The 23,246-nt window shown below is 36.1% G+C and carries 19 protein-coding genes and 1 CRISPR repeat array; of the genes, 5 read left to right on the top strand and 14 right to left on the bottom strand.

Features of this window, described 5'->3' with window-relative positions; all coding sequences use genetic code 11:
* Position 1 precedes the first annotated feature (1 nt).
* From CVT14_RS10005 to cas6, 12 genes are all read right to left on the bottom strand, one after another.
* Positions 2 to 796: a hypothetical protein gene (locus CVT14_RS10005; RefSeq protein ID WP_107850261.1), complete on the bottom strand. Its 795-nt coding sequence runs from the start codon at positions 794 to 796 to the stop codon at positions 2 to 4.
* Positions 793 to 2,979, bottom strand: a complete 2,187-nt coding sequence (locus tag CVT14_RS10000) for a TIGR03986 family CRISPR-associated RAMP protein (RefSeq protein ID WP_107850260.1) — start codon at positions 2,977 to 2,979, stop codon at positions 793 to 795. The genes CVT14_RS10005 and CVT14_RS10000 overlap by 4 nt, the downstream gene beginning before the upstream one ends.
* On the bottom strand, positions 2,976 to 3,398 hold the full coding sequence (locus CVT14_RS09995; RefSeq protein ID WP_103636505.1) for a TIGR04423 family type III CRISPR-associated protein: 423 nt from the start codon (positions 3,396 to 3,398) through the stop codon (positions 2,976 to 2,978). The genes CVT14_RS10000 and CVT14_RS09995 overlap by 4 nt, the downstream gene beginning before the upstream one ends.
* A complete protein-coding gene (locus tag CVT14_RS09990; RefSeq protein WP_107850259.1) occupies positions 3,385 to 4,689 on the bottom strand; it encodes an RAMP superfamily CRISPR-associated protein in 1,305 nt (434 codons plus the stop codon). Before CVT14_RS09990 ends, CVT14_RS09995 begins: the two co-directional genes overlap by 14 nt.
* Positions 4,686 to 6,170: a hypothetical protein gene (locus CVT14_RS09985; RefSeq protein WP_107850258.1), complete on the bottom strand. Its 1,485-nt coding sequence runs from the start codon at positions 6,168 to 6,170 to the stop codon at positions 4,686 to 4,688. Before CVT14_RS09985 ends, CVT14_RS09990 begins: the two co-directional genes overlap by 4 nt.
* The gene (locus CVT14_RS09980) at positions 6,170 to 6,721 is read right to left on the bottom strand and encodes an RAMP superfamily CRISPR-associated protein (protein WP_107850257.1); all 552 of its coding nucleotides are present in this window, start codon (positions 6,719 to 6,721) and stop codon (positions 6,170 to 6,172) included. Before CVT14_RS09980 ends, CVT14_RS09985 begins: the two co-directional genes overlap by 1 nt.
* Positions 6,718 to 8,229 (bottom strand): Cas10/Cmr2 second palm domain-containing protein, encoded by a 1,512-nt coding sequence (locus CVT14_RS09975; RefSeq protein WP_107850256.1) that lies wholly within the window; start codon positions 8,227 to 8,229, stop codon positions 6,718 to 6,720. Before CVT14_RS09975 ends, CVT14_RS09980 begins: the two co-directional genes overlap by 4 nt.
* A gap of 143 nt (positions 8,230 to 8,372) precedes the next feature.
* Positions 8,373 to 9,041: a hypothetical protein gene (locus CVT14_RS09970; protein WP_021087712.1), complete on the bottom strand. Its 669-nt coding sequence runs from the start codon at positions 9,039 to 9,041 to the stop codon at positions 8,373 to 8,375.
* Positions 9,042 to 9,302: 261 nt separating this feature from the next.
* Complete coding sequence (locus CVT14_RS09965) at positions 9,303 to 9,830, bottom strand: hypothetical protein (protein ID WP_107850255.1); 528 nt, start codon at positions 9,828 to 9,830, stop codon at positions 9,303 to 9,305.
* A 63-nt stretch (positions 9,831 to 9,893) separates the two neighbouring features.
* A CRISPR array of direct repeats spans positions 9,894 to 11,545; the repeat unit is 37 nt; unit sequence GTTTCAATCCCCTAGATCGGGGAAATTTGTATCAGAT.
* A gap of 429 nt (positions 11,546 to 11,974) precedes the next feature.
* Complete coding sequence (gene cas2, locus CVT14_RS09960; protein WP_103636499.1) at positions 11,975 to 12,247, bottom strand: CRISPR-associated endonuclease Cas2; 273 nt, start codon at positions 12,245 to 12,247, stop codon at positions 11,975 to 11,977.
* Positions 12,244 to 14,439: a CRISPR-associated endonuclease Cas1 gene (cas1, locus tag CVT14_RS09955; RefSeq protein ID WP_107850254.1), complete on the bottom strand. Its 2,196-nt coding sequence runs from the start codon at positions 14,437 to 14,439 to the stop codon at positions 12,244 to 12,246. The genes cas2 and cas1 overlap by 4 nt, the downstream gene beginning before the upstream one ends.
* 58 nt (positions 14,440 to 14,497) lie before the next feature.
* On the bottom strand, positions 14,498 to 15,310 hold the full coding sequence (gene cas6 / locus CVT14_RS09950; protein WP_107850253.1) for a CRISPR system precrRNA processing endoribonuclease RAMP protein Cas6: 813 nt from the start codon (positions 15,308 to 15,310) through the stop codon (positions 14,498 to 14,500).
* Between the two features lie 352 nt (positions 15,311 to 15,662).
* Here cas6 and CVT14_RS09945 point away from each other — a divergent pair, with 352 nt between their 5' ends.
* From CVT14_RS09945 to CVT14_RS09925, 5 genes are all read left to right on the top strand, one after another.
* Positions 15,663 to 16,271, top strand: coding sequence for a hypothetical protein (locus CVT14_RS09945; protein WP_107850252.1), 609 nt, complete (start codon positions 15,663 to 15,665; stop codon positions 16,269 to 16,271).
* Positions 16,258 to 16,740, top strand: coding sequence for a hypothetical protein (locus CVT14_RS09940; RefSeq protein ID WP_107850251.1), 483 nt, complete (start codon positions 16,258 to 16,260; stop codon positions 16,738 to 16,740). Before CVT14_RS09945 ends, CVT14_RS09940 begins: the two co-directional genes overlap by 14 nt.
* Before the next feature lie 112 nt (positions 16,741 to 16,852).
* Positions 16,853 to 18,667 (top strand): hypothetical protein, encoded by a 1,815-nt coding sequence (locus CVT14_RS09935; RefSeq protein ID WP_107850250.1) that lies wholly within the window; start codon positions 16,853 to 16,855, stop codon positions 18,665 to 18,667.
* On the top strand, positions 18,664 to 20,169 hold the full coding sequence (locus tag CVT14_RS09930) for a hypothetical protein (RefSeq protein WP_107850249.1): 1,506 nt from the start codon (positions 18,664 to 18,666) through the stop codon (positions 20,167 to 20,169). Before CVT14_RS09935 ends, CVT14_RS09930 begins: the two co-directional genes overlap by 4 nt.
* Positions 20,170 to 20,412: 243 nt before the next feature.
* Positions 20,413 to 21,279 carry a helix-turn-helix transcriptional regulator gene (locus CVT14_RS09925; protein WP_107850248.1) on the top strand — a complete coding sequence of 289 codons (867 nt, stop codon included), beginning with the start codon at positions 20,413 to 20,415 and terminating at the stop codon, positions 21,277 to 21,279.
* Positions 21,280 to 21,338: 59 nt separating this feature from the next.
* Here CVT14_RS09925 and CVT14_RS09920 read toward each other — a convergent pair whose 3' ends face one another.
* Complete coding sequence (locus tag CVT14_RS09920) at positions 21,339 to 22,514, bottom strand: type II toxin-antitoxin system HipA family toxin (RefSeq protein ID WP_107850247.1); 1,176 nt, start codon at positions 22,512 to 22,514, stop codon at positions 21,339 to 21,341.
* Positions 22,515 to 22,550: 36 nt separating this feature from the next.
* A partial coding sequence (locus CVT14_RS09915; RefSeq protein ID WP_107850246.1) for a tyrosine-type recombinase/integrase occupies positions 22,551 to 23,246 on the bottom strand: 696 nt, incomplete at its 5' end.

Below are 23,246 nucleotides of genomic sequence, written 5' to 3'. Positions count from 1 at the left end.
TTTATTCCTCACTTTGTGAATATATTAAGTCATAGTGTCTAACACTATAATCATTTGTAGAAACATACTGTAAATGCCTATCATTTGGTATCGCAAACATTGCTCCAGCTATGGCTATTACTTTTTGGCCACCAGTAACGTCAAATACGATATCATCCTCTTTAAAGCCCTCTTTTTTAAGCTCTTCATATGTATTTTCTAAAAAGTCATAGACATTTTTAGCTTTTTCAAAGTCACCAGCACTCTTTATCTCTATAATTTTTGCGATCTTGCTACCAAAAATATTTTGCACACATTTTAAAAATTTATCCTTATCATTAAAGGATTGATCAGAGCAAGCGATGACTAATTTTGTGAGCCTATTTTTATGGTAGTCAATCGCAGTAAGAGGCATAAAATAGTTGTTAGATTTAAAGTCTTCAAGGCTTTTACATTTTTCCAACTTTTCTTCTTCGCTTGAATTTGGACTTAAAAATAGTACCAATGCTTTTGCTTTTTTAGGTTCGTTATTTATGCTTATCTCCACATTAGCAACATTTTTTGGGATTATTTGCTTAACTAGCAAGAATATTGCAATCGAGCCTAAAATTTGAACCAGCATAGTTCCGTCTTTTGCGCTCCAGCTAAAAATTTCTCCTTCAAAAATTTTATCTAGCAATGCAGACATGCCATCAGGCAGCCACGCAAAAAAGACAGCCACTCCTGTTATTATTAAAAACGCTTTAACGCCCAAAAGTGAGCTTCCAAGAAGCGAAACAATTATTTTTTGAAGTTCTCTATTTTGGTATTTATTCATTTTTCAAATTCCTTAAACATTGCTATTATTTTTAAAGTATCCTTATAATCTCGGTCTTTTTCAGGCTTCTTTTGTTTTGTTTCTTCTTTCCATTTGCCACTATCTTTAAATAATTTTTGTAGTTTGCAAAGCGCTTCGAATTTAATATCATTAAATATGTCCGTTTCGCTAATTGCTTTAAATAGTGCCGTAATCTCTGGCATATTTTTATAATTTGGATCGTTTTTAAGGAGATAAAATCTCTTATCGAATTCGCTCATGTTTTTAGTTGCATCTTGTAACTTTCTTTCTTTTTCTTTAATCTCTCTTTCTTTTTTCTCTAGCTCCACTTTTTCTTTTATGGCTTTTTCTTTTAATTTTAAATCGTCTATAAATTCCTTGTAGCACGATATACTTTGTTGATCGGACAAAGGGGTCGCTTGTATTGTATTTATATTTGTAAGTTGGATATATTTTTCTAGGTTGTAGTTTTTAGTTTTACTTTTTGCAAAATCTTCTAGCTCCATATATTTTAGTTCAGAATCACCAGTATTATTTTGCTCGCTTGCCATAGAAAATAAATTTTTTATCTGTTCGCTTTCATGCCATTTTGTTTTGCCATTGAAAATTGCGCTGTTAATAGCCGACTCAAAATCTCGTAAGTATTCTTTGATATCTTTGTCAAATCCTTTTAAATCTAAAATTGAAAGCTTTATTTTGCCATAACCTAGAGGTTTTGCCATCCCGATAGAGTGATAGCAAAGGTTGTTTTGATGAAATGTAATCGCCGATAACAATGCCCCTATTTCAATGGGCAACATATTATGAACTACAATTTTAAATTTAAATTTCGCTCCGGCTTCAAGCGGAATAATAGTTGTTTCTACATTTGCCGTTTTGTCATTAGTATTACTTTTTGCAATATCTTTATGTACCGCATATCGCTTAAAACCCGATAATTTGGCATCCTTATCGTCATAAGTTATATATTTTTCGCTATTTTTATCTTGTTTTAAATAAATCGGGTAATATGACGCCTTTGGGGAGCCTAAAACAAGCTTTGTTTGTTGACGTATTTTTATATTATTTATTGCTTTTGCGTGAGATATAAAAACACGACCTTTTAGAGATTTTTGCTTATCATTAATTTTTTTGCTAAATCCAAAAATAAGCTCGGCTAAGTCTGGCCTATTTTCTCTTACTTGAGTATGCTCCAAAACCTCTTTTACGGATTTGCTAAAAGGAAATTTATATAGATATGAAAGTCCAAAATTTGTAACTTCACTACCGTTTGTATGAAAAAACACTGGCACTTCCTTGCCGTTTTTTAATTTTTCTTTCCAAAAAGCCCAGTCAGTAGATTCCATAGGTTGCGTTACTCTACCATCAAAATAGGCAAATTTAAAAACCTCAAATACATCTTTGCTTACATTAAAAATTTTAGCATCTTCTTTTTCTACGAAGACGAAATCATAGTTTTTACCGCTTGGCTTTTCCTTATTATCTACTCTTGCAGACGGATGACCTGTTAATACTACCCTACCACGCAATGGGCCGTTATCGTCAAATTTAACTATAACTCTGTTATTTTTATTTTCAGTTTTTGAAAAATTATAAATTTTATCTACGTTTTCAAATTTTACGAGCTCGTATTTAGCGCAAGCATTCTTGAGGGGATCGTTTGTGTCATTAAATTTTCCCTTTAAAAAGTTGCTTCTGTAGTCGTCTATCTTAAATTTATAGCCTATTTCTTGATATTTTATACGATGAATCCCATCGCATTCTCTTACTTTGAGTCCATCTTTTTCTTTGTAGAGCCAGCCGCATTTGATACCTGTGATTATTTTTTCTTTATAGCCTGATTTGCCACTCAAATCACGCATAGAATACTTTTTGTCATCTATAAAACTCATAGCCGAAAAGCTCATTATCTCAAGGACATTTCGTATCATACCTTTTATGCTAGTTGCAGGTATGTGGTACTCTTTGTCACCATTTTCGTTTGTGAAGTGACAAAATTCGGTGCGATTCTTACTATCCTTTATAAAAATAGGACTTTTTGCTGTTATTTCGACCTCTATTACACCGCTTTCGCCATCTTTAAATGGCACGTCGTGGATGTTTTTAAGTATGTCTTCACTAGCCCAAGGCGGGTAAAATATTTTTTCATTTAATGGTACAAAATTATAAGGAGCGGTTATCATTTTTCATCCTTTTCATCTCTTATAAAACCAGCAAAAGCAGACTTTTTAAATTTCAAAACAGGCAGCCCTTCGCAAAGCTCGTCATCCTCTTCTATCCAAATTTGGGCCATTTTTATCTTGATGTCGCTAGACTTTGCATAAAAGACTTTTACGTCATCCTCGCTTAGTTTTACGCTACCTAGATCCGTCTCATCAACAAACCAGCCATCATTTATCTGACGTATAAATATACTTTTATTTTGACTTGAACTAAAAAAATGTGCCTCATAAATTAGCTCGCCTTCACTAAGGCTAGGGCTTCTTTCTCCAGCAAAAAAGATATGTTTTTCATCGATTTTCTTGCTCATTAGTTGGATGTAGCCTTCGTAACCAGCAAGGCTATTAACGTATTTTAAAATTTCATCTCTATTTTTTTTCATTTTTTAGCTCCAATTCTTCGCCATTTTTTGTGGCTTCGCCTTTAAAAAATCCATAGCCCTTAGTGGTCGCTCCACCAAGTGATAAACGTCCTTTTACCACATCATCCAGACTTTGTTCAAATGCTCCTAGCGCGTCATCACTCACGTTATTTCTAAGTAAAATTTCTATCGTAAATTTATCTTTTTTAGCAACCGCTTTTTCTTGAAACAAGGCCGCATCTATAGCTCCACCAGTGAAGCGATCTATGCTAACATGCTCAAAGACTTTTGACTCATTGCTTGGTTTGTAGTTTAAAAAGCAATCGCTTATTAAAATTTTACCTTTAGCGCCATTTTCATTTTTATTTTTTTCATAGCCAAAAATTTCCCTTACAGCTTTATTTTCGCTACCGACCTTACCATCGTTTTCAAATTCTTTTTTTATTTTATTGTAATGAAACGCCGTTCTATGCGATAAAGCACCTTTGATTGAGCTAGCAGGGATTAAAATCTTTTGCTCGCTAAGCTCTTTAGTTTCATAATCAACCACGCTTTCAGTAACTGGCATGTGATCAGCATCTACATCACCAAATCCACTTCCAAACATAAAAAAATCATCCGCAGCTATCGCAAGCTCATATCTTATAAAATTCTCATTCGACTGATTTTTTAGATCGAAATTTACAAAGCCATCAGGGCTATCATTTAAGCTACTTTTATAGTTGCAAAGATCAAATTCACCCCATTTTATATCATTAATCACTAAAGCACCAAATCCTTTTGAGCTTCCACCACCAAGCCTTAGAGCGGGATCTGAAAGTAAATTTAGTATCCTCTCAAACTCATCTTTTGTCCCTGCAAGTTCTAATGAAAATTTAAATCTACTTCCGCTAAAAACTACCTCTTCATCAAATTTTCCAGCGTCTCTTGCTGTGCCATTTGCATTTATAGCGACGTGATCTCTGATAGGCAAGCTATCAAAAAGCTGTAAAAATTTGCTCTTTTTTGAAAGCAACTCTTCACAAACCATGCCATTTTCATCAACAAGCAGTGCATTTGACACCACAAGTCTTGAGCCAACTAAATTTTTACTATCTTTGCCTTTTGTTCCAAAAATTTCATTTGCCACCTCTTCGCCGACATACTCTTCAAACGCTCTTCTTAGTATCCCTGCGACCGAAGTGCCAAGTATCATAGGCAAGCCATTAAAGTCCCTTTGTATAGGCGCATCGTAAAAAAGATCATTCTTGCCACCTCCAACTTTTAGCGGAGTTTTGGCCTCTATAACAATGTGTGCTAAAAATCTTTTCATCTCTTTTCTCCTATGGCTTTTGGCATTTGCATCGATAAGAGCAGTGTAAATTTAAGTGGATTTTTGCTCTCTTTTATGGCTTTTAAAAGCACATGACCATTACCAGTTTCTCTTTCACAATCCCAGTTCGCTTTTCTAACGCCATTACGTATAAATTTGGATATCTGACCAGCTATATTTTTGTCTTTTTCTTCGGCGGTTTGGTTACTTATTTTAGCCTCTTTGTCGTCAAGCACACTATCATTAGTAGCAACATCTCTACATATCGACCTTATCGCACCCCACTGAGAGTTTGATATATCGCCAAATTTAGCCTTATTAGCATCTATAAATTTAGCCACATCCTCGGCTATCGTAAGAGTTTGCGCTCTATCCTTTTCTTTTTTATTTAAAAAATTAGCCAAATCGCTTTTTATCTCTACTTTTATGTTTGCTGGCTTATCTTTTTCATCATTTTTAAAGCTTATCGCTCTATCTTTCTCATCTCCACCACTTAAAAATAGTGGATTTATCAAAACTTCGCCAAAGCCTTCGCTTAAGTATGCTCCAACGCCATTTTTTAGCTCAGCTATCTGCTCACTACTTAGATCTTTTAGTGCGATGACGCTGCCCTTATTTATACAAATTCTCTCATAGTCTTTTGTGGCTCTAGTGCCGTTATAAGGGGTAAATTGAGACACTCTTATCTGCGTTTTGCCATAGTCTATGTTATTTTCGCTCAAATTTGGCAAGATATACCTTACATCGTAGCTTGGATTGCCGTTTTCGTCGGTAAGTGCAAGTCTGGATTTAGCATATATAAAAGTATATTTTTCTGGCGGTGTAAAATTTTTATTTTCGTCTTTTTGCTCACCGATAAATTCTATCTTTACAGCACCATATTCAGCACTTTTTGACTTACCAAGTCTAGTTGAGCGCTCAAGAGTTTCTTTTACCAGGTCTATCTCATTTTGACTAACGCTTTCATCAAATTTAACGCCAAATTTCCACTTTTGTCCAGCTCTAAATGCCTCATAGCCATACATTTGACTATCTTTAGAGCGTCTTACTTTTTTATCATAGGCACTTTTTTGAGAAAAGTCATAAATAAAGCTTAGCTGCTCGTTTTCGTCATTTATATAGCCACTTCTCATCTGTTTTAGCTGGATAAAATCCTCAAATTTATCCCTGTCATTAGCGTTATATTTACAAAGCAGATGGTGGTTATAAATTTTGCTGCTATCGAGTTTTTCATGAAAATAAGAGAGTGGGATCTTAAAAAATTCCTTGCCATCTTTAATAGGCGATGCGTCACAAAATTTCACCGCCCCGCTATGAAAAATTTTAAATGGATCGCTAAATTCACTGTATCTGCTAGCTACCATACCTAAAAATGCACTTCCAGGTATAAAGTCAAGCAGGCTCATCTTACCCTGTGTATTTGAAGCTGCCTGCAATATGATCGGACTTTTAAAAGTTATCTCAAATTTTAGCTCTCTCATCATAACCCTTTCACTACGAATTCACATCTACCAAGGCCTCTGTTGCGATTTAGCCCCATCCTCTTTATCATCTTTAAAGATCGCTCCAGCTCTTTGGCAAATTTCTCATCTACATTTTCTATCGTCCCTTTTAAGCTGATAGGCAAAACCACCTCAATATCTCTTAGTGACTTATCAACAGCTATGCCATTTTTATCAACCATCGTTGATGAGATGACGTCAAAGAGATTATGCGAAAGATTGTTCGCTATGATCTCATCAGCTGTTTTTTGATCCAGCACTGCACTGCTAAAGTAGCATTGCGCCTGCGTTGTGTCATCGTTGTCGTCTTGCTTATTTTCATTGCCTCTTGAGCCAAAACATCTATCTATATCCTCTTTGTTCCAAAACAGCTCCGCCATCTCGCGTACCAAGCCTTTTATAGTCTTTCCAGGGACATAAGGAAGTCCAAAACTATCTTTGACCACATAGCTATCTAAGGCAGCACCGCCACTAAGCCCACTACTAACGTGCCAGTAGTCGAAAAATTTAAGCTCATAACTTATTGTCATTTTTTGCCTCCCAGACTATAAGTAGCAGATAAAATTTGTAGTAGATCATAGATCGGAGTTTTTTGCGACTGATCTTTTTCTATTATCAAATTCTTACAAGATAGCCCTTTGTAAAACTCATCCAAAGTCTTATCAAATTTACTCCTATTTTCAAGCATATCGTTTATCCTATCTAGCATCATCTTGGCTAAATTCTCATTTACGCCAAGCTCTTTTATCCACTCTCTTAGCTTGCCTTTTGGACTTTTTTCGCCACTATAAATTTTTGCTAAATTTACAAAAGCATCTATATTTGCTTCGCCATCTTTATTTAGATAGTATGGACCAAAGTCGCATCTGATGTTATTGCTTTTGTTTTTTATCGTAAGCTCATCTTTTATGAAATTATCCCAGCTTTGGAAATTTGAGCTTTGGACATTATGAAACATCACGCAGCTTGGAGCAGCGCTCTCTTTTGGGTATTTATTTTTAGAGTGTTTTTTGGCCATCCCACAAAGCTCCTCAGCTAGGCTAACAGCGTAGTGAAATGGAAATTTCTCATTGCAGTATGCTATGCCAGCACACATTGTTAGTTTTCGCCCGATATAAGACTTTTCTCTTTCGGTTGCATTTTCAAATTCCTCTATGAAATTTTTAGTAAATTCCAGTGCAATATCTGCGTCACAAACTGCCGTCATATCATCGCCACTTAGTATCAGCGCCTTTATCTTTAAACTATCACCAAATGTCTCTTTTGTCCTTTTTTTGGCATTAGCAAATGCAGACTTTGTAGATCTATCTAGTGCCTCTGAAAAATTAACTATAGCTTCTGTTTTACCAATGCTATCTACGATCTGCGCTAGGTTTTTCACTAGCACCCCAAGGCCGTTGCCATCAGCGTGGATAACTGCTAGTTTATGTTTCTTATTTGAGATATCGCTAAACTCTTTTAGCTCAGCAAATTTAATGTCATCTTCTTCGTTGTGCTCTGTTCGGCGTTTGTTAAACCATCTATCATGCGACTTTCTCTTTTGCACGCACGAGATGTCTAGCCTATCATCACTAAATTTTACAACACCCCTAGCAGTTTTTGGCGCTAGAAGCATAAAATTTATACTCATATCAAGTGGCAGAGTTGGGCGGTTACGTTGGATTTTGAGATTTTCCTCGAGCTTTTTAGAAGACTCTTTATATCCATCGTACTTAACAGCAGCTTGAGAGACCGTGATACCATAAGCATTTTGCATTATTTTTTTAGGTAGCTCAAGGACTATCTTGCTTAAATTTTCTTTGCCATTTACTATAGCTCTGAAATTTCCAGCAGCATTTAGTAAAATTTCCTTAACCAAGCCACTCTCTTTTAGCTCGTCAAATATAGCAAACAATGGCCCATCGTCTTTTTTCTTCTCTTTAAATTTTTGCCCTAAAGAGTCGATTATTTCACTTGCGCCAACTATCTCTTGTAGTTTATTTGTAGAGTAGATGTATTCTTGTATCCCTTGAATGCTCACACCATATAGGTACTCCATATAGTCTCCTTTTTTGCATCATATTTGACATTTTATTTAAATTCATATTTCATTTACTTAAAAAGAGTTAAGGCTTGCAAATTTAGTTAAAATATTTCTAAAAAGAAACATTTAGCCAAAGCATACGCCTTGGCTACTTTGAACTAAAATTTCGCTGTGATACCCAAAGTCACTATAGGTTGTCCCTTTTTTAGGTCACTACCATCTAGCCTTTGGCTTTGATAGCCGCCATATATATTAAGGTTTGCTCCCTTTGAGATACTTATAGATATAGGTACGCCAAAGCCGTATGTAGAGCCTTTGATGTTTTTGATGGCATATAGATCATACTGAGTTTTATCGTAAGATCCACTCACACCGACACTTAGCCACTCAGCCACTCTATAGCCGTATGTTGCTTGCACGCCGTATTCTCGCCAGTTTTTAAGATCACTGCCAATGTCGCCAGTAACAAGACCATATTTGTAGTTTGTCTCAAGTGCTACAAACTGATTTTCAGATAGTTTTTGAGACCAGCCAAGTCCGCCACCTATCTCGAGAAATCTATGCACATCCTTGCTTCTAACACCAGCATGACCTGCTAAGCGGAAGTATAGCTCGCCATTAGCAGCTTGCACCAAGCCATATTTGCCATCAAAGCCAAGAGCAAAAGAGGAAGCGCCCCATATATCAGTACCTTTGTAGTAAGTATCTAGCGCGATGGCAACTTTATCGTGATTAGTAGGTGCTATATTAGCTAGATTAGCAGCCTCACTAGCAAAAGCAGAGCTCACAACTCCTGCAACCATTAAAGATAATGCGATCTTTTTCATAAAAACTCCTTAATTTTTTTATTGACGCTTTAGCATCAACTTCGGAGGCAATTATAAAAAGTTTCGTTGTCAGATATGGTCAATATGACGATTATTTTTTATATATCAACTAAAAAATAACTAAAATGAAATATATCTATGAATTAATACTTGGGAAGTATGCTAGATGCACCTGCCTGCTTCAATCCCCTAGATCGGGGAAATTTGTATCTAATACTAAATATATAGAATATAAAGTCTACCTAAGTAGACTTTATAAATTTACAATAATCTATCTCTGTAAATTTTATCAACTTTATTTACATTACTTACAATCATATTAAATACTGCAAATCTAAGTTGAGTTAGGATGCCATAATTTCTGATATTATCCTTAGTAAGTCTTACTCCATTTACATAGTAAGTACCTCCAAGTAAAATAACCCATAGTAATAGCTGTAGTGGGAATGAGCATAAGATATTCATCCTAATAATGAAAGCAATTAAACAATTAAAGAATCCATCATTATTCTTCCAAATTACTCTAAGTCCATATCCTACATATAGTACGAATAGAATTAAAACCATTAATACTAATCCATCTACATTCTTAGTTATATGTAGATATAACATTAAGAAAACCATTGCTACTAATGGAAGTATAGCACATACTCCTATTAAATCAAACTTACTTTGATAAATTTTAATTTCTCTTCTAGCTATTAATAGATTAAATACGAAAAATACTAAGAGAACTGTAATTAATCCAACATAGAACTCAAAACTACTGCCTACCTCTACTCTATCCATTTTACTCTCCTTAAAATAATAAATAGGGAGAATTAACCCCCCCCTTATCTTTATAGCTTAGAAGTTTTAATCCCCTAGATCGGGGAAATTTGTATCAGATCCCAAATGCAAATGGTACTGGCACAGACGCCACTTACAGCGTTTCAATCCCCTAAATCGGGGAAATTTATATCGAATCAAAAAACTATCCCTGCTGGCTTTTTGATCGCAGATGGTAGGTTTCAATCCCCTAGATCGGGGAAATTTGTATCAGATTTGCTAAATTTGCTTGGTGTGTTTATCATGGGCAATGTTGCGCGTTTCAATCCCCTAAATCGGGGAAATTTGTATCGGATTATGTGATCGATCATGGGATCACCAAAATAACAACATGTTTCAATCCCCTAGATCGGGGAAATTTGTATCAGATGCGGTAGGTCACTAGTCAACCGCCGATGTATTGTCGTTTCAATCCCCTAGATCGGGGAAATTTGTATCTAATTAATGTTTATAGACATTACATTCTTCGGAAAAATTGCGTTTCAATCCCCTAGACCGAGGAAATTTGTATCAGATACAATAGCTCAGGCTATTTTTGAAATGATGCTCCTAGGGTGCTTGTTTCAATCCCCTAGATCGGGGAAATTTGTATCTAATTGCAGAATGACAAAAAGATTGGAAAGAGGTGTCAAGGTGTTTCAATCCCCTAGATCGGGGAAATTTGTATCAGATGAGATTTGGACGTATTCCACAAATTAAGGAGCTATGTATGATGATGTTTCAATCCCCTAGATCGGGGAAATTTGTATCAGATTCAAAGCTAGAGGTTTTCAGCTAGAAGACCTCTGGTTGTTTCAATCCCCTAGATCGGGGAAATTTGTATCAGATGCGGCTTACGATGCCGGCTCATGCAATGGCTATTGCTGCTTCGTTTCAATCCCCTAGATCGGGGAAATTTGTATCAGATTCGCTGATAAGTATTTTCCAAAAGATGAAGATGAGTTTATGTTTCAATCCCCTAGATCGGGGAAATTTGTATCAGATGAAAGGTCTGAGTACGATGGAAGTGAATGGTGGGCATACAAGGTTTCAATCCCCTAGATCGGGGAAATTTGTATCAGATTAATGCAGGAAGTAGTGTTAAAGTAAAAAAGGCAGCGGTAAAAGTTTCAATCCCCTAGATCGGGGAAATTTGTATCAGATTAGTGTAAATGTCGATAGGTCTATCGATATAGACAGAGTTTCAATCCCCTAGATCGGGGAAATTTGTATCAGATCCCAGAGTACCACGACTTTAGTAAACTTTCTAGTATAGTTTCAATCCCCTAGATCGGGGAAATTTGTATCAGATAGAAAAATTTCAAACAAAGGTGAAGCTCTTATAGGACTTGTTTCAATCCCCTAGATCGGGGAAATTTGTATCAGATAAGGCGACCGTGTCGTCTTCGAAAGAGAAGTAAGCTTGCAAGTTTCAATCCCCTAGATCGGGGAAATTTGTATCAGATAGCACAGGTTCAGCAACAAGGTGCTGCTACTCCAACTGTTTCAATCCCCTAGATCGGGGAAATTTGTATCAGATTATAACACTACTGCTATGAATGCTGATGCTGGAGTATCGTTTCAATCCCCTAGATCGGGGAAATTTGTATCAGATGAAGGCGCAACTGAGAAATTGCGTCATTTTCCGTCGATCCTTATCGTTTCAATCCCCTAGATCGGGGAAATTTGTATCAGATAGCCCAAAAAACGCTTGTAAATTAACAATGAGTTTTAAAAGAACTACTCTTTGCCGGCATTATATCACAAATGGCAAAATGTTCGAAAATGTGGCTAAAAAAATTTTTCAAATTTGCACTCTTTTGCTTATAGATAGCTTAAGATAGCGAATATAAGGGCATTTATAAAAGCTAAAAAGTTCGAAAATCTAAAATGAAAAGTGAAAATTTGTGTGATTTTCGAATTTTGGCAAATTTGGGCTATATGCTAAGTGCCTAAAAAAGGCAACTTTAAAAGTGCAAAAATATAAAAGTTCGAGAAAGTCTTTTTTGGGATAGGGAAATTTGAGATTTTCGAAGATTTTGAAACTTAATAAAATATAAAAATGCGGTAAAAAGGGCGTTTTGAAATTTAGAAAAGTTCGAAAATCAAATCCCTAAAAAAGGCGCTTAGACATAGGTGTCGCTTGGGCAAAATATCTTGCCCTCGCCTAAGGTCTCGCTTTTAGCCATGCAGCTTTTACAGATGCGGTAAAACAGCACTTTGTCGGTTTTAGGGTCGATGATCTTTGATATGCGCTCTTTTATAGAGAAAAAGTCACGCTCTTGGATGTCTAGCTCAAAGACGGAGTAGTTTGCCCTTATGCCGTAGCTCTCAAGTAGCGCGGCTAGCTTGTTTCGGCGCTTGGTCAGGCGGACGTCGTAGCAGATGATGATATTCATTGAAATCTCCCTATGAAAGGCTTGTATTTTTCATTTTGTGTGACGGCTCGCTTTAGGGCGTAGGCTTGTTTGTCGATGATGTCTTGTGCTTTTAGCTGCTCGCCTCTATACTGCGTGTAGGCAAAGAGCTTTTCGTTTACGTTTTTGGCGATATTTTGCCTAGTTTTGGCAGATAAAAGGCCGTCTTTTATCTCGAAGGGCTCATTTTTATTTACCATAGAGATGATAGCGCGATCGACGATGAAGGCTCTAAATTCCTCGATGAGATCGAAGGCTAGAGTGGGCTTTTGCTCGTCAAGTGCGTGCAGATATGAGACGTGAGGCGAGAGCCCTACGGCGGCGATGGACTTTAATATCTTTGAATAAAGGATAGCGTAGCCGTAGTTTAGGGCTGAATTTACAATATCAGTAGCGCCTTGCGTGATGCGTGCGGTGAAGCTAAATTTATAGTCTATCGCCTTTGCTATGGCCTGCCAGTATGCATTCGCGCTGCTACCTTCAAAGCCCAAAAGCTCGCTTACGCTTTGGGCGTTTGGGACGTGGGAGGTTAGTATCTCTTGCATGGAGCTGATGTGGGAGCTTAGGCTTTTGTGGTATTTGTCTAAGTATTTTAGGTAGTTGATCTGGTTTTTGAGCTTGCCGATGATGAACTGCTGGGCGATACGCAGAGACTTTTTGGTTTTTAGCAGAGTGATCTGCGAGGCGGCGGTTTTTGAGATGGCTGAGTTTGCTGTAAAGAGCGTGGCGTAGCTTAAATTTGTCTTTTCGTCGATGAAATTTATAGAAATTTTGCGTTTGGCGCACTCTTTTATAACGGCGGAGCTTAGGGAAATTTGGGCGTTTATGATGATCTGGGTTATTTGAGCGATAGGGAATTTATGCTTGATGGCGCCTTTGTCTTTTAAGACAAATTTACCCTGTGAGAGCGCTAGAAAGTAAAATGGCGTCGTGATGTGGATGACGGAGCTTTGCGAGAAGGACTTTGTGTATTCGCGCTTTTTGGCTTCGAGGGCGTTTTGGACGGACTTTACGGCTGGGCGTTTAGCGTTTTTGTAGTAGGAGAGAATTTTTGCTTTTTTGAGAGAGTGGCTTAGCTCAAATGGGAAATTTAAATTTGATATAGCCTCTGCTAGAGTGTGCTTGTCTATAGTTTTTAGAAATTTGCGAGTTAAATTTGTCAAAACTTCATCAAAATGCAGGCAAAAGCTATCTTTTTGCGCTGGCGAAAAGAGCTTAAGCGAGATCGTATTTAGGTGTGAGATATAGGCGTTTATGCTCTCTACGCTTTGGGCGATGTCTGGCTTTTTAGACGAGGCTGTGAGTTTGGATAGGATGTGGGTAAATTTATCACCACCTATGCTTAGCTCGTGGGACTTAAAATTTACGCCTAGAAAGGTAAATTCGCTATCTTTGTCGTGCAAGGATGTTTTGGCTTCGTTTAGGGATAAATTTATGGTTGCTAAAAAGTCCTTTAGCCTAGCAAGCGCTTGCTCGCAGGCTTCACGTGAGCTAAAAAATAGAACAAAATCATCTGCGTATCTTACAAACTCTATGCCGCTACGCTCGAGAAATTTATCCATCTGATCTAAATAGATGTTTGAAAGAAGTGGGCTTAAGACGTCGCCTTGATGGACGCCTTTTGTGTGAGAAGTGTAGTCAAAACGCTCGAAAATGCCATTTTTTATCCAAAGCTCGATGAGCCTAATGATGCGTGTGTCTTTGATGTTTGAGCGCAGAATTTCAAGAAGTTTTTTGTGGTTAATGTTTTCAAAAAAGTCTTTTATGTCGGTTTTTAGGACAAAGTCGTGCGTCAAGCAAAAATCTCGTGCCCTAAAGATGGCGTTTGAGTATGATTTGCCACTTCGGTAGGCGTAGGAGCGGTTTGAAAAGCCCTTGTCAAAATAGCTTGAAAGCTCGCTAATGAGGATGTTTTGTGCAAATTTATCTTTTAAAGATGGGATGGCTAGCTTGCGAAGCTCATCTTTGTTCTCTTTGGGGATGAAGGCTCGTTTTAGTGGCTGGGGCGAATAAGAGAGGTTTAAAATTTCATTTTTAAGCTCGGCAAAAAATGCCCCCGTGCAGAGCTCATCCATGCTAAGTCCATCAAGCCCTAAGGCTGTGTGTTTGAGCCTTTTTAGCGCATAGTCAAATGTATCTTTTGTAAAAATATCCTCTAAATTTAGATCAAACATAGGCTATCCTTTTTAGCATTTTAGTGCTTGACGCAAAAGCTAGCCAGAAGCACAAAGGCTAGATCTGCGTCACAGCTATCTTGCCCAGTCCAAAAACGGTGCTTTTGCCAACGCCTGTGATAGTGGCTAGCTGCAAAAGCCCTGCTGAGCGCTCATCAAGGCCATAAACTCGCATCTTGCCAGTGACGCCGCCAAAGTGCATCTTGGTGTGCTGGCGGTTTGAGTAACGCTCAAGGTCGTAAAAGCTAAGCTCTTGCTCAAAATGGTCAAATTTAACTTCAAATTTATCCATCTGCGTGCCTGAAATGCCCTCATATCGCATGGCGATCTGGCGGATGAGTGACCTAAAATCGATCTCGCTTTTAACTAGGGCATTTTTTTGCTTTATGCGAAGTGGGGTTTGAAGGTCGATCTCGTAGTCGCCTGCGGTGAAATTTGGTGTGAAATTTAGAGTTTCTGGCTCGGAGTTTAGTAAAAATTTGGTTTCAACCATTTTGCCATTTAGCAAAAAGTGGCTGAGCTTAAATTTATCTCTACTTGCACCAAGACCGATATATTGCATATTTTTAACAGCGATAGCTACATAAGGCAGGTAGCTGGTGGCATGCTCGAAAAGTAAAATTTTAAAGTCAAAGCTCGTTTGATCAAGCTCGATATCTAGCCTGAAATTTGGCGTATCAGAGATGTTTTCAAAAAATTCATCATAGATGCAGCTACCAGAAATGTCGCATGTGCCGCACTCTTGGCTGATATAAGGGCAGCTTGCATATCTTAGCGCGTGTCCGAAGGTGCCTCTGATGGTAGAGCCTATAAATGGGTGGATGGGCTTTAAATTTATGCCGCAAACGGCTAACTCTAAATACTTTAGCATGGTTGCCTTTGAGAGATTTTTTAAAATTATACTCTAAAAGAGGTTTTAGCTAGCTGGAGCACGCAAAATGGGCACTTAAATGTCAGCATTTGACGCTGCTATTTTGTAAGATTTCGCCTATTTGTAAAAATAAATTTAAAGGATAAAAAATGCAAAAGCGAGATCAAAATATATTGTCTCACATAAGGCGAGAAATTTCTCTCTCGACAAGGGTCAAAAAAGATAAAAGTAAGTATAGCAGGAAGCTAAAGCATAAGTGCGCAGTGGGTTTTTAGTAAATTTATCATCTGCGACACAACCTGTCACGCCACTAGGTTAAATTTTCACCATAAATCAAATCAAAGGAGCATAGATGTTAAGATATATCATAGGTGGCGTGGCGCTTGGGGCTATTGGTTTTGGGCTTGGTAAATATTTTAGTGAGAGCGAGCATTATTGCGATTATTTAAATCAATCTAGCCAAAACCCAAATGACGAGATAGATAAAAGCACCTTGCAAGATAAATTTTTAGAAATTTATGCAGGTATAGAAAATTTACAAAGAGCACTGCCTACTATACTTGAAGAAAGTGGTCTTAGGCAATTTATAGGTGCTGAGAATGCTAAAGTCATAGAATTTAGTGAATATGACGAAAAGTATAAATTTGCTCTCATCTGCCTAGTAAATAACAGCAAAAGAGATACTAGCTTTTTAGATAGCCTAAGCAACGTCTTAAGCAATATCTTGCTAAAGATAACGCAAAAAAGGGATGATAAAAAAGATGAGGATAGCTTTTTAAAAGTAGATGCACATCAAGCAGGGCTTATATACGCGTTAGTCGAAGCAAATAATAAATTTGTAACCATGCTTCGCCAGATAAATGAGATGAAAGATATCGACGTGGTTTTGGACATTTTACATGAGTGGATAGAAATTTATGAGAATGACTACTTTAAAAGGGCTTTGCGTGAGCTGTTTTAGTGTTAAGCTCTTTTCGCATTTTGCAAGAAATGGCTCAAATTCTTTTAAAAATATCAATCAAAAAGAGGCTGGGACGGGCAAAATGAGTACTAATGATAAATTTTTAAGAGCAAAAGCTTTTGGTAAGTCTTATGAGCTAGATCAAGTTATGAATGAACTTTCTCTTGTGCTTTTTAAAGATGAGTTTATCACAAGAAGTATCATTGAATTTAGCGCTCAAGGATTGGATGTTTATAGATTTGTAAAAACTGATGATGATTTACAAATTTTAAACGATCTTTCGTTTATGCTTAGATATATGCTTGCAAATATGGCTGGCGAGCAGGCAAAAGACAAAGAGGAGCTTAAAGATTTGTTTTTTACAGCTAGTATTTTGCTAAAGGGTGCCAGCTCTATACAAGAGCTAGCCTTCACTTTTAAAGATGTAGCTAGGTTTTATAAAAACTACTATGGCGGAAAGAGTGCATAGTGGCAAAAGAGGAAGTCTAGTTGTTTATGAATTTATTACTATTTAATTTTTATTAAACTTTTATAGTGGTTTGACGATATAAAAGAGTTTAATCACTACACAAGGAGATACAATGAATAACGTAAATACATATATTAAAGAAAATGCATATATGATTTCAAAAAGTTGGGCTGAAAGGGATTCTAGGGAAACAAATAATGAAATCATTGAAAAAACTTCTAGTTTTTTTGATAAGATCGTCAATAAAATCGAAAACACACTAAGTGACGCAGTCAATAGTAAAGTATTAATAGCTCCGATAGATAAAAAATGTCTTGACAATGCTTCTAAAGCATTTAATTGTGACGACTTTAGCTCTATAATTGCCATATTTGATCATACATTATCTAATTCATGTGATGAAGGGCTTTTGTTTACTGGTACCAGGATGATACAAAAGACTATGCTGTCAGATCCAGTTGTTTTTATATATGAAAATATGCAAAGTGCAGAGTATGGACAAAAATGCGAAATAGATAAAAACGGCGAACAAAAACTTGACTATGAGTATGTCGAAGTAAAATTTAAAAATCCAGAAGAAGAAAGTATTATTATAAAAGGCTTGCATGATTGTGATTATGAGTTTTTGGAAAAATTTATTAATAAAATTCTAGAACATGAAAATTTTAAAGATGAAAACCAACTGAAGATAATAGCTGATATGCCAGATCCTTTAAAAGTTGCATATTTGAAAGTAATTATAAATGCAGCATTATCAAATGATAATAAAATAGATGAAAAAGAATTTGCAGAAATATTTTTACTTATGGACAGGGTCGGACTAGAGGCTGGCAAAGAACCTAGATTTGAGGTCAGGGCTTATATGTCGGAAGCTTCTTTAGAGAACTTAACAGATATAAAAGATCTTTTAGAGGATATAAAGTCTAACTCAGATGGCTCACAGCTTAAGTCTATTATGATATCTCTAGTAAAAGATATAACAAATATTTATTTTACAGGCATAGATGAATTTAATGCTGTTAGCGCAAAAGATGTAAATTTTATTCAAAATAATAAGATGTTACTTGGACTGAACGATAATGATATTGAACTAGCTGTTGATACTATTAAACAAGACTATAGCATACTCTATAACAATCTTGATGATGACAAAATAAAATCCATAATGAAAGACTTATCGGCAAAGGCTACAAGTGTTGGTGTTCCACTTGGCGCAGTATATATATCTGGTTCTGTTCTTGGACTAAGTGCTGCTGGTATGACTTCTGGACTCGCAACCCTTGGTATGGGCGGCCTTCTAGGATTATCTTCTATGGCTACAGGTATAGGTGTTGCGATCTTAATGGGTGTAGGAGTATATCAAGGAGTTAGATATTTAACAGGCGCAAATCAAGTTAGTAACTACAAGCAAAGAGAAATTATGCTTCATGAAGCTATAAAACAAACTCAAAAAAGCATTTGTAATATTATAGAAGATATAAACTACATAGTATTAAAATTAAATGATGTAAAAGAAACTGATTCAAATAAGAATCAAAAGATTCAGCAGCTTGAAAAAATGATAAAGCAGTTTGTTGGTGCTGCTAAGAGTATGACACTTAAGCAAGATAGATACGAGAATAGCGCTAATAAATTACAATGTCCTGACTTGTTGGATGTTTCTAGGCTAAAAAGGTTAACTAGTGATCCGACCAATGAGCCTATGTTTAAACTAGTGATTAATAACTATGAGGAAGTAGAAGTAGTAAATGACGGTAATAAAGAGAAAGTAGTGAAACTTAAAGACAACATAGATACTCAAACACTAGAGAAAATGGCTGAGATATTTAATGCTGTTGGATATTTTGATGTAGGCAATATTTTAAAGGGTAAAGCACAGGACGGGCTCGATAAATTTACCGACTTTGCTAAAGGTATTTTAAGGTGAAAGAAAAACACTTAGTCGATGAAGCAAATGCCGTAATAGTCCAAAAACATCAGGTTTTAACTGTTACCAACAAATTAAATGAAATAAATAATAACCTAGATGATATAAAAAAATCACAAAGCGAGAGCGATGTTTTGCTTGATGAGCTCATGGGTCAAATGCAGGAATTACTAGAGAATACTAGTAGGAACAACGAGTTAGATGTAAACTTGGAAGCAGTAGAAAAAGAACTAGAACATGAGCTAGTTTATGATAGGGTTGCTGCAATAGACTCTTTGGAACAAATTGATTTTAATAAGAATATGTCGTGGCTTGATTATTTAAATTCTGTAGATGAGTATGCCAAAAAGTATAATCTAAATTTATCAGATGATCCATTTAGAAATTTAATGTCCAAAAGTCAGATTCTGGAACTTCAAAAGAGAATCAAAGAAGACTTTGCTTATAAAAACGCCAATTGCGATAAATATGACTATATGATAGCCGGCACTTGCGGCGTCATAGGCGGAATAATAGATGTGCTATTTGTTGGAAAGCCTGGCGAAAGTGATTTAGGAAATTTTGTAGACAAAAAAACAAATGATATAACAATGAAATTTGCTGAGATGTTGGGATGGGATAAAGAAAAGGCTAAGACAAAAGGAAGCAATGAACTAAAGAGCGCAATAGGTTTTTTGGAAAATAAATTTAAAATAAATTATGACCAATCTACTACAAGTGGCAAAAAAGGAACCGGTGGTTTGGTTGAAAATTTGAGTCCATCAAATCATCATTTAAAAAGCTTAGGGCATTCGCCTGATTTAATAGGTTTATTTTTTTCAATATTAAACCAATTTACAAATACATCAAGCTTTGTAAGTAATGGGCGACTTATAACAATTAAAACTGATACATTTGAGCTCCAAGGCGATAATTTTATTGCTAAGATTTTTTGTGGTTTTTGTAATTGGTTTGGGCACCTTATGTCTGACTGGACAGGTTCATCTGGTGCTGCTGGTAGAGGCAGCGGAATACCTATACCTTTTTATGAGCTAACACAATTAATGAATTTCGGTAGGTTTGGAGAAAAGCAACAGGAAACGTTTGCTGTAGTCTGTTCAAAGGTTTTTGAGCAAGGTTATGATTTAAGACACGGTATAGCCATGGCAATACCAGTTTTAATAACCGAGCTCCTTATAAGAGTTATGTATGCCTTAAAAGCAAGATTTTACCATGAAAAAGACTGGAAAGAATGCATACCAAATGCCAATATTCCGGAACTAAGGCGTATGTTATTAGTTGGGCACGGAACGCTTTGTGTGATAGATGTAGCAGATGCAGGCATACGCAGCGGGGGAAATATGGTGGAATTTTTGCTAAGAACAAATTTGATTGGATGGGTTAGGTTCGGATATTTAGGTTTAAAAGAGATAAATGCTTGGTATAACTTAGGCGAGATAGACCCTGAAAAAGTAGATGAATATATAGAAAAAGAACTCTATTTAATGATAAAGAATAATTAAAATCCGCATAATCTAGGATTAAAAATAAATAATGGCAAGAATTATAGACATAGCTTTAAATATTTTACTTTTCTACATTATCCTGTGTAATCCTAGGATCAAGCCATGCTTTATTTGTAGTATTATAAATAAGCTCATATCCTCTCCTTTTTAAATTTGACGAAAATTTACACTATGACCCTGACAGGTTGTGTCGCGATCTCTTTTTAGGATAAAATAACGAAAATTTTAAAAGGATTTAAGATGCACTCTCACGACAAGATAGCCTTTAGGCTCGCTCAAATTTTAATAAAGCTAAATGACGGAGCAAGACTTAGTATAGATGAGCTCACGGAGGAATTTAGTGTCAATAAAAGGACCATTCTAAGGGACTTTGAGCGCCTAAATATACTGCCCATAGAAAAAGCAAATGGCAAATACTTTTTGGCTGACTATGCACTTGGTAAGCTTAGCTATAAAGATATCCAGGCATTTGCAATACTTAGTGGAGTGAAGTCTTTGTTTCCGGATCTAGACGATAAATTTATCAGCGACATCTTAAATGAGAAGCTAAACAAGGTCTATCTCATCAAAAATCAAGGCTTTGAGGATCTACAAATTTCAAGAGCCGAGTTTGAAGAGATAAGCGCTGCTATTATTAAAAATAAGATAGTTGAGTGCTCTTACAACGCTAAATTTAGATCACTAAAACCATACAAACTGATAAACAACAATGGCGTCTGGTACCTGCTAGCAGATGATAGTGGTAGGCTTAAAAATTTCACCCTTTCAAAGCTTGAAAATATAAAGATAAAAGAGAGCGCATTTAAGCCAAATGAAGAATTTACAAACCGCATCAAGCAAAACGACACAAACTGGTTTTCGGACGTAAAATTTGAAGTGACGCTAGAGATAAAAAGCGAGGCGATGAGCTACTTTAAAAGAAAGAAATTCTTGCCAAATTTTAAAATAATAAGCGAAGATAAAGACAAGATCATCCTAAGCACAGAGGTAGCCTACGACGATGAGATACTGCGCGTGGTCAAATACTGGCTGCCATTTATCAAGATAAAAGAGCCTGAGTATCTAAGGGTGAAATTTGAAAATTTACTTGAAGAGTATTTGAGATAGCACAACAAACTACTATGGTCATCACTCGCACCATGAAACCAAATGGCAAAGCAAACATATCATCGCCCACACCTTCCAAAATCCTCGTGGCAATAGTTATTTTTTAGCATTTTCAAGTTGCCGCTATTTATTTTATTTCGCTTTGCTATCTCTTCAAATTTATCTCTTGCCATTAGCATATCTGCCATGATCTCTTTAAATTCGCCGTCATCTATATCAAATTTTGATTTTATCTCGTAAAAAAGCTGGACCGATGGCAAGCTTTTAAAACCCACAAAATTTAAAGCATGGTTTTGTTTTGAATAGATTATTGGTGTTGGTGTTATATCAAATGCGGGGGATAAATTCCAGCTTTTTGTTTTTTCATCATATAGCACGCCGTGATTTCTTGGGTGATCGTCCGTGTTGCCAAATAAACCGTTAAAAACCATACGTCGAAAAAGCTCTTTTTTGTTTTTACTATCAATCACGTTAGTTAGATCACAGTAACTCTTATTATTGCTTTCATCGCCATCTCTAACCCCAAGCAAAGTCATAGCCGACTTATAAGGTATTCTCTTATCGCCGTTTCTGTCAAATCTTTTGACAAGTAAAGCCGTGCCTTTTGCCGTTTCAAAAAGCTCGCTTTGACATACGTTTATTTTTGCGATACTGGCAACATCTAGCATAGTTTTTTCGCTACGAGAAATTTGCCTATATTCATCCTTTATGGACGGAAATTTGACTATGTAAAGCTCATTGTCTTTTAATACGCTTGCCTTTGGTCTAGCCCCACCCAAGCTTCCGCTAGGTGCAAGCAAATTTTTAATGTCACTTTCAAGGCTCTCGCCGCGTTCAATTCTTTGTGATGATATGCAAAGCTCACTAATGTGAGTTAGCTTTGGTATGTCGTTTGTAGTAGATATAAATTTACACTCTTTTTCTATTCTGAGTGAGCCTATACGAAAATAGTCACTTACCCCTAGCATATATTCACTCTCTGTAAGTTCGCTATTTGATTTTAGCTTTTGGATTAGTTTGCCCCATCTTTCTGGGCTTATGTCACAAAATGCTCCCCATAGATTTTTAGATACAAACTGGGAGCTTTGCAGCGGTAAATTTGGATCTATTTCAAAGCCATTTTTTAACCACTCTTTATCGTATTCAAAATAATATGTTTCATTTCTGCCTACGGCATATACTTTAAGAAATCCTACAAGATCATTGTTGTTATAAATTTTTAGAATTCTATCCACAGTATAACCCAAATTTTAAGTATTATATTGCAGTTTTTACATCACTCTTTTCATCTCTTTCTTGACCATATCCCCAGTAGCGTCTGCATAGATCATTGTTGTCTGTATTTTCTTGTGCCTAAGGGCTTTTTGTATAACTCCCAAATTTGTATTTTTCTCGACCATATTCATTGCAAACGAGTGCCTTAATATATGGCAACCCCTTTTATTTACTATGCCACATTTTCTATATATGCGTTCTAGCAGAGTATATACGCATTGCCTAGAAATAGGCTTATCGCCATTTTTATTTGTAAAGATATAGCTTTCTGGTGGATATATGCTAGATAGCCTCTCAAAATCATCTTCTATATGGTTTTTTGGTATGTAAGCCGTTTGATACTCTCCACCTTTGGCTAGTATATTTATATCGTAAAATTCTCCGTCGTCGCTTTCTTGAAAGTCACAAAATTTAAGATTTAGTGCCTCGCTTATTCTTAGCCCACTTTTTAGCATTAACTTTATAAGCAACGAATTTCTATAATTTTTAATATATCTATATTCAGGTTTTTTAACCAGCTTATTTTCTATATAGTCTAAAATTTTATCTCTTTCGCCCTCTTTCATAAAATTTTCAAATTTATTTACTTTTTTCTTGGCAATTTTATAATTGTCTAATATTTTCTCTAAATCTATAAGCTTATCGTTATTATTGGTAATATACTTAAAATAAATCTTTAATATAGTTAAATA

This window comes from Campylobacter concisus (assembly GCF_003048445.1).
GTDB lineage: Bacteria > Campylobacterota > Campylobacteria > Campylobacterales > Campylobacteraceae > Campylobacter_A > Campylobacter_A concisus_BF.
The sequence above is the reverse complement of the archived record's forward strand: the minus strand, read 5'-3'. Positions and strand labels throughout refer to the sequence as shown.

What these genes read in the sequence shown, in the direction of transcription:
- CVT14_RS10005 (WP_107850261.1), bottom strand. Translation starts at nt 796, where the DNA reads ATGAATAAATACCAAAATAGAGAACTTCAAAAAATAATTGTTTCGCTT.
- CVT14_RS10000 (WP_107850260.1), bottom strand. Translation starts at nt 2,979, where the DNA reads ATGATAACCGCTCCTTATAATTTTGTACCATTAAATGAAAAAATATTT.
- CVT14_RS09995 (WP_103636505.1), bottom strand. Translation starts at nt 3,398, where the DNA reads ATGAAAAAAAATAGAGATGAAATTTTAAAATACGTTAATAGCCTTGCT.
- CVT14_RS09990 (WP_107850259.1), bottom strand. Translation starts at nt 4,689, where the DNA reads ATGAAAAGATTTTTAGCACACATTGTTATAGAGGCCAAAACTCCGCTA.
- CVT14_RS09985 (WP_107850258.1), bottom strand. Translation starts at nt 6,170, where the DNA reads ATGAGAGAGCTAAAATTTGAGATAACTTTTAAAAGTCCGATCATATTG.
- CVT14_RS09980 (WP_107850257.1), bottom strand. Translation starts at nt 6,721, where the DNA reads ATGACAATAAGTTATGAGCTTAAATTTTTCGACTACTGGCACGTTAGT.
- CVT14_RS09975 (WP_107850256.1), bottom strand. Translation starts at nt 8,229, where the DNA reads ATGGAGTACCTATATGGTGTGAGCATTCAAGGGATACAAGAATACATC.
- CVT14_RS09970 (WP_021087712.1), bottom strand. Translation starts at nt 9,041, where the DNA reads ATGAAAAAGATCGCATTATCTTTAATGGTTGCAGGAGTTGTGAGCTCT.
- CVT14_RS09965 (WP_107850255.1), bottom strand. Translation starts at nt 9,830, where the DNA reads ATGGATAGAGTAGAGGTAGGCAGTAGTTTTGAGTTCTATGTTGGATTA.
- cas2 (WP_103636499.1), bottom strand. Translation starts at nt 12,247, where the DNA reads ATGAATATCATCATCTGCTACGACGTCCGCCTGACCAAGCGCCGAAAC.
- cas1 (WP_107850254.1), bottom strand. Translation starts at nt 14,439, where the DNA reads ATGTTTGATCTAAATTTAGAGGATATTTTTACAAAAGATACATTTGAC.
- cas6 (WP_107850253.1), bottom strand. Translation starts at nt 15,310, where the DNA reads ATGCTAAAGTATTTAGAGTTAGCCGTTTGCGGCATAAATTTAAAGCCC.
- CVT14_RS09945 (WP_107850252.1), top strand. Translation starts at nt 15,663, where the DNA reads ATGTTAAGATATATCATAGGTGGCGTGGCGCTTGGGGCTATTGGTTTT.
- CVT14_RS09935 (WP_107850250.1), top strand. Translation starts at nt 16,853, where the DNA reads ATGAATAACGTAAATACATATATTAAAGAAAATGCATATATGATTTCA.
- CVT14_RS09925 (WP_107850248.1), top strand. Translation starts at nt 20,413, where the DNA reads ATGCACTCTCACGACAAGATAGCCTTTAGGCTCGCTCAAATTTTAATA.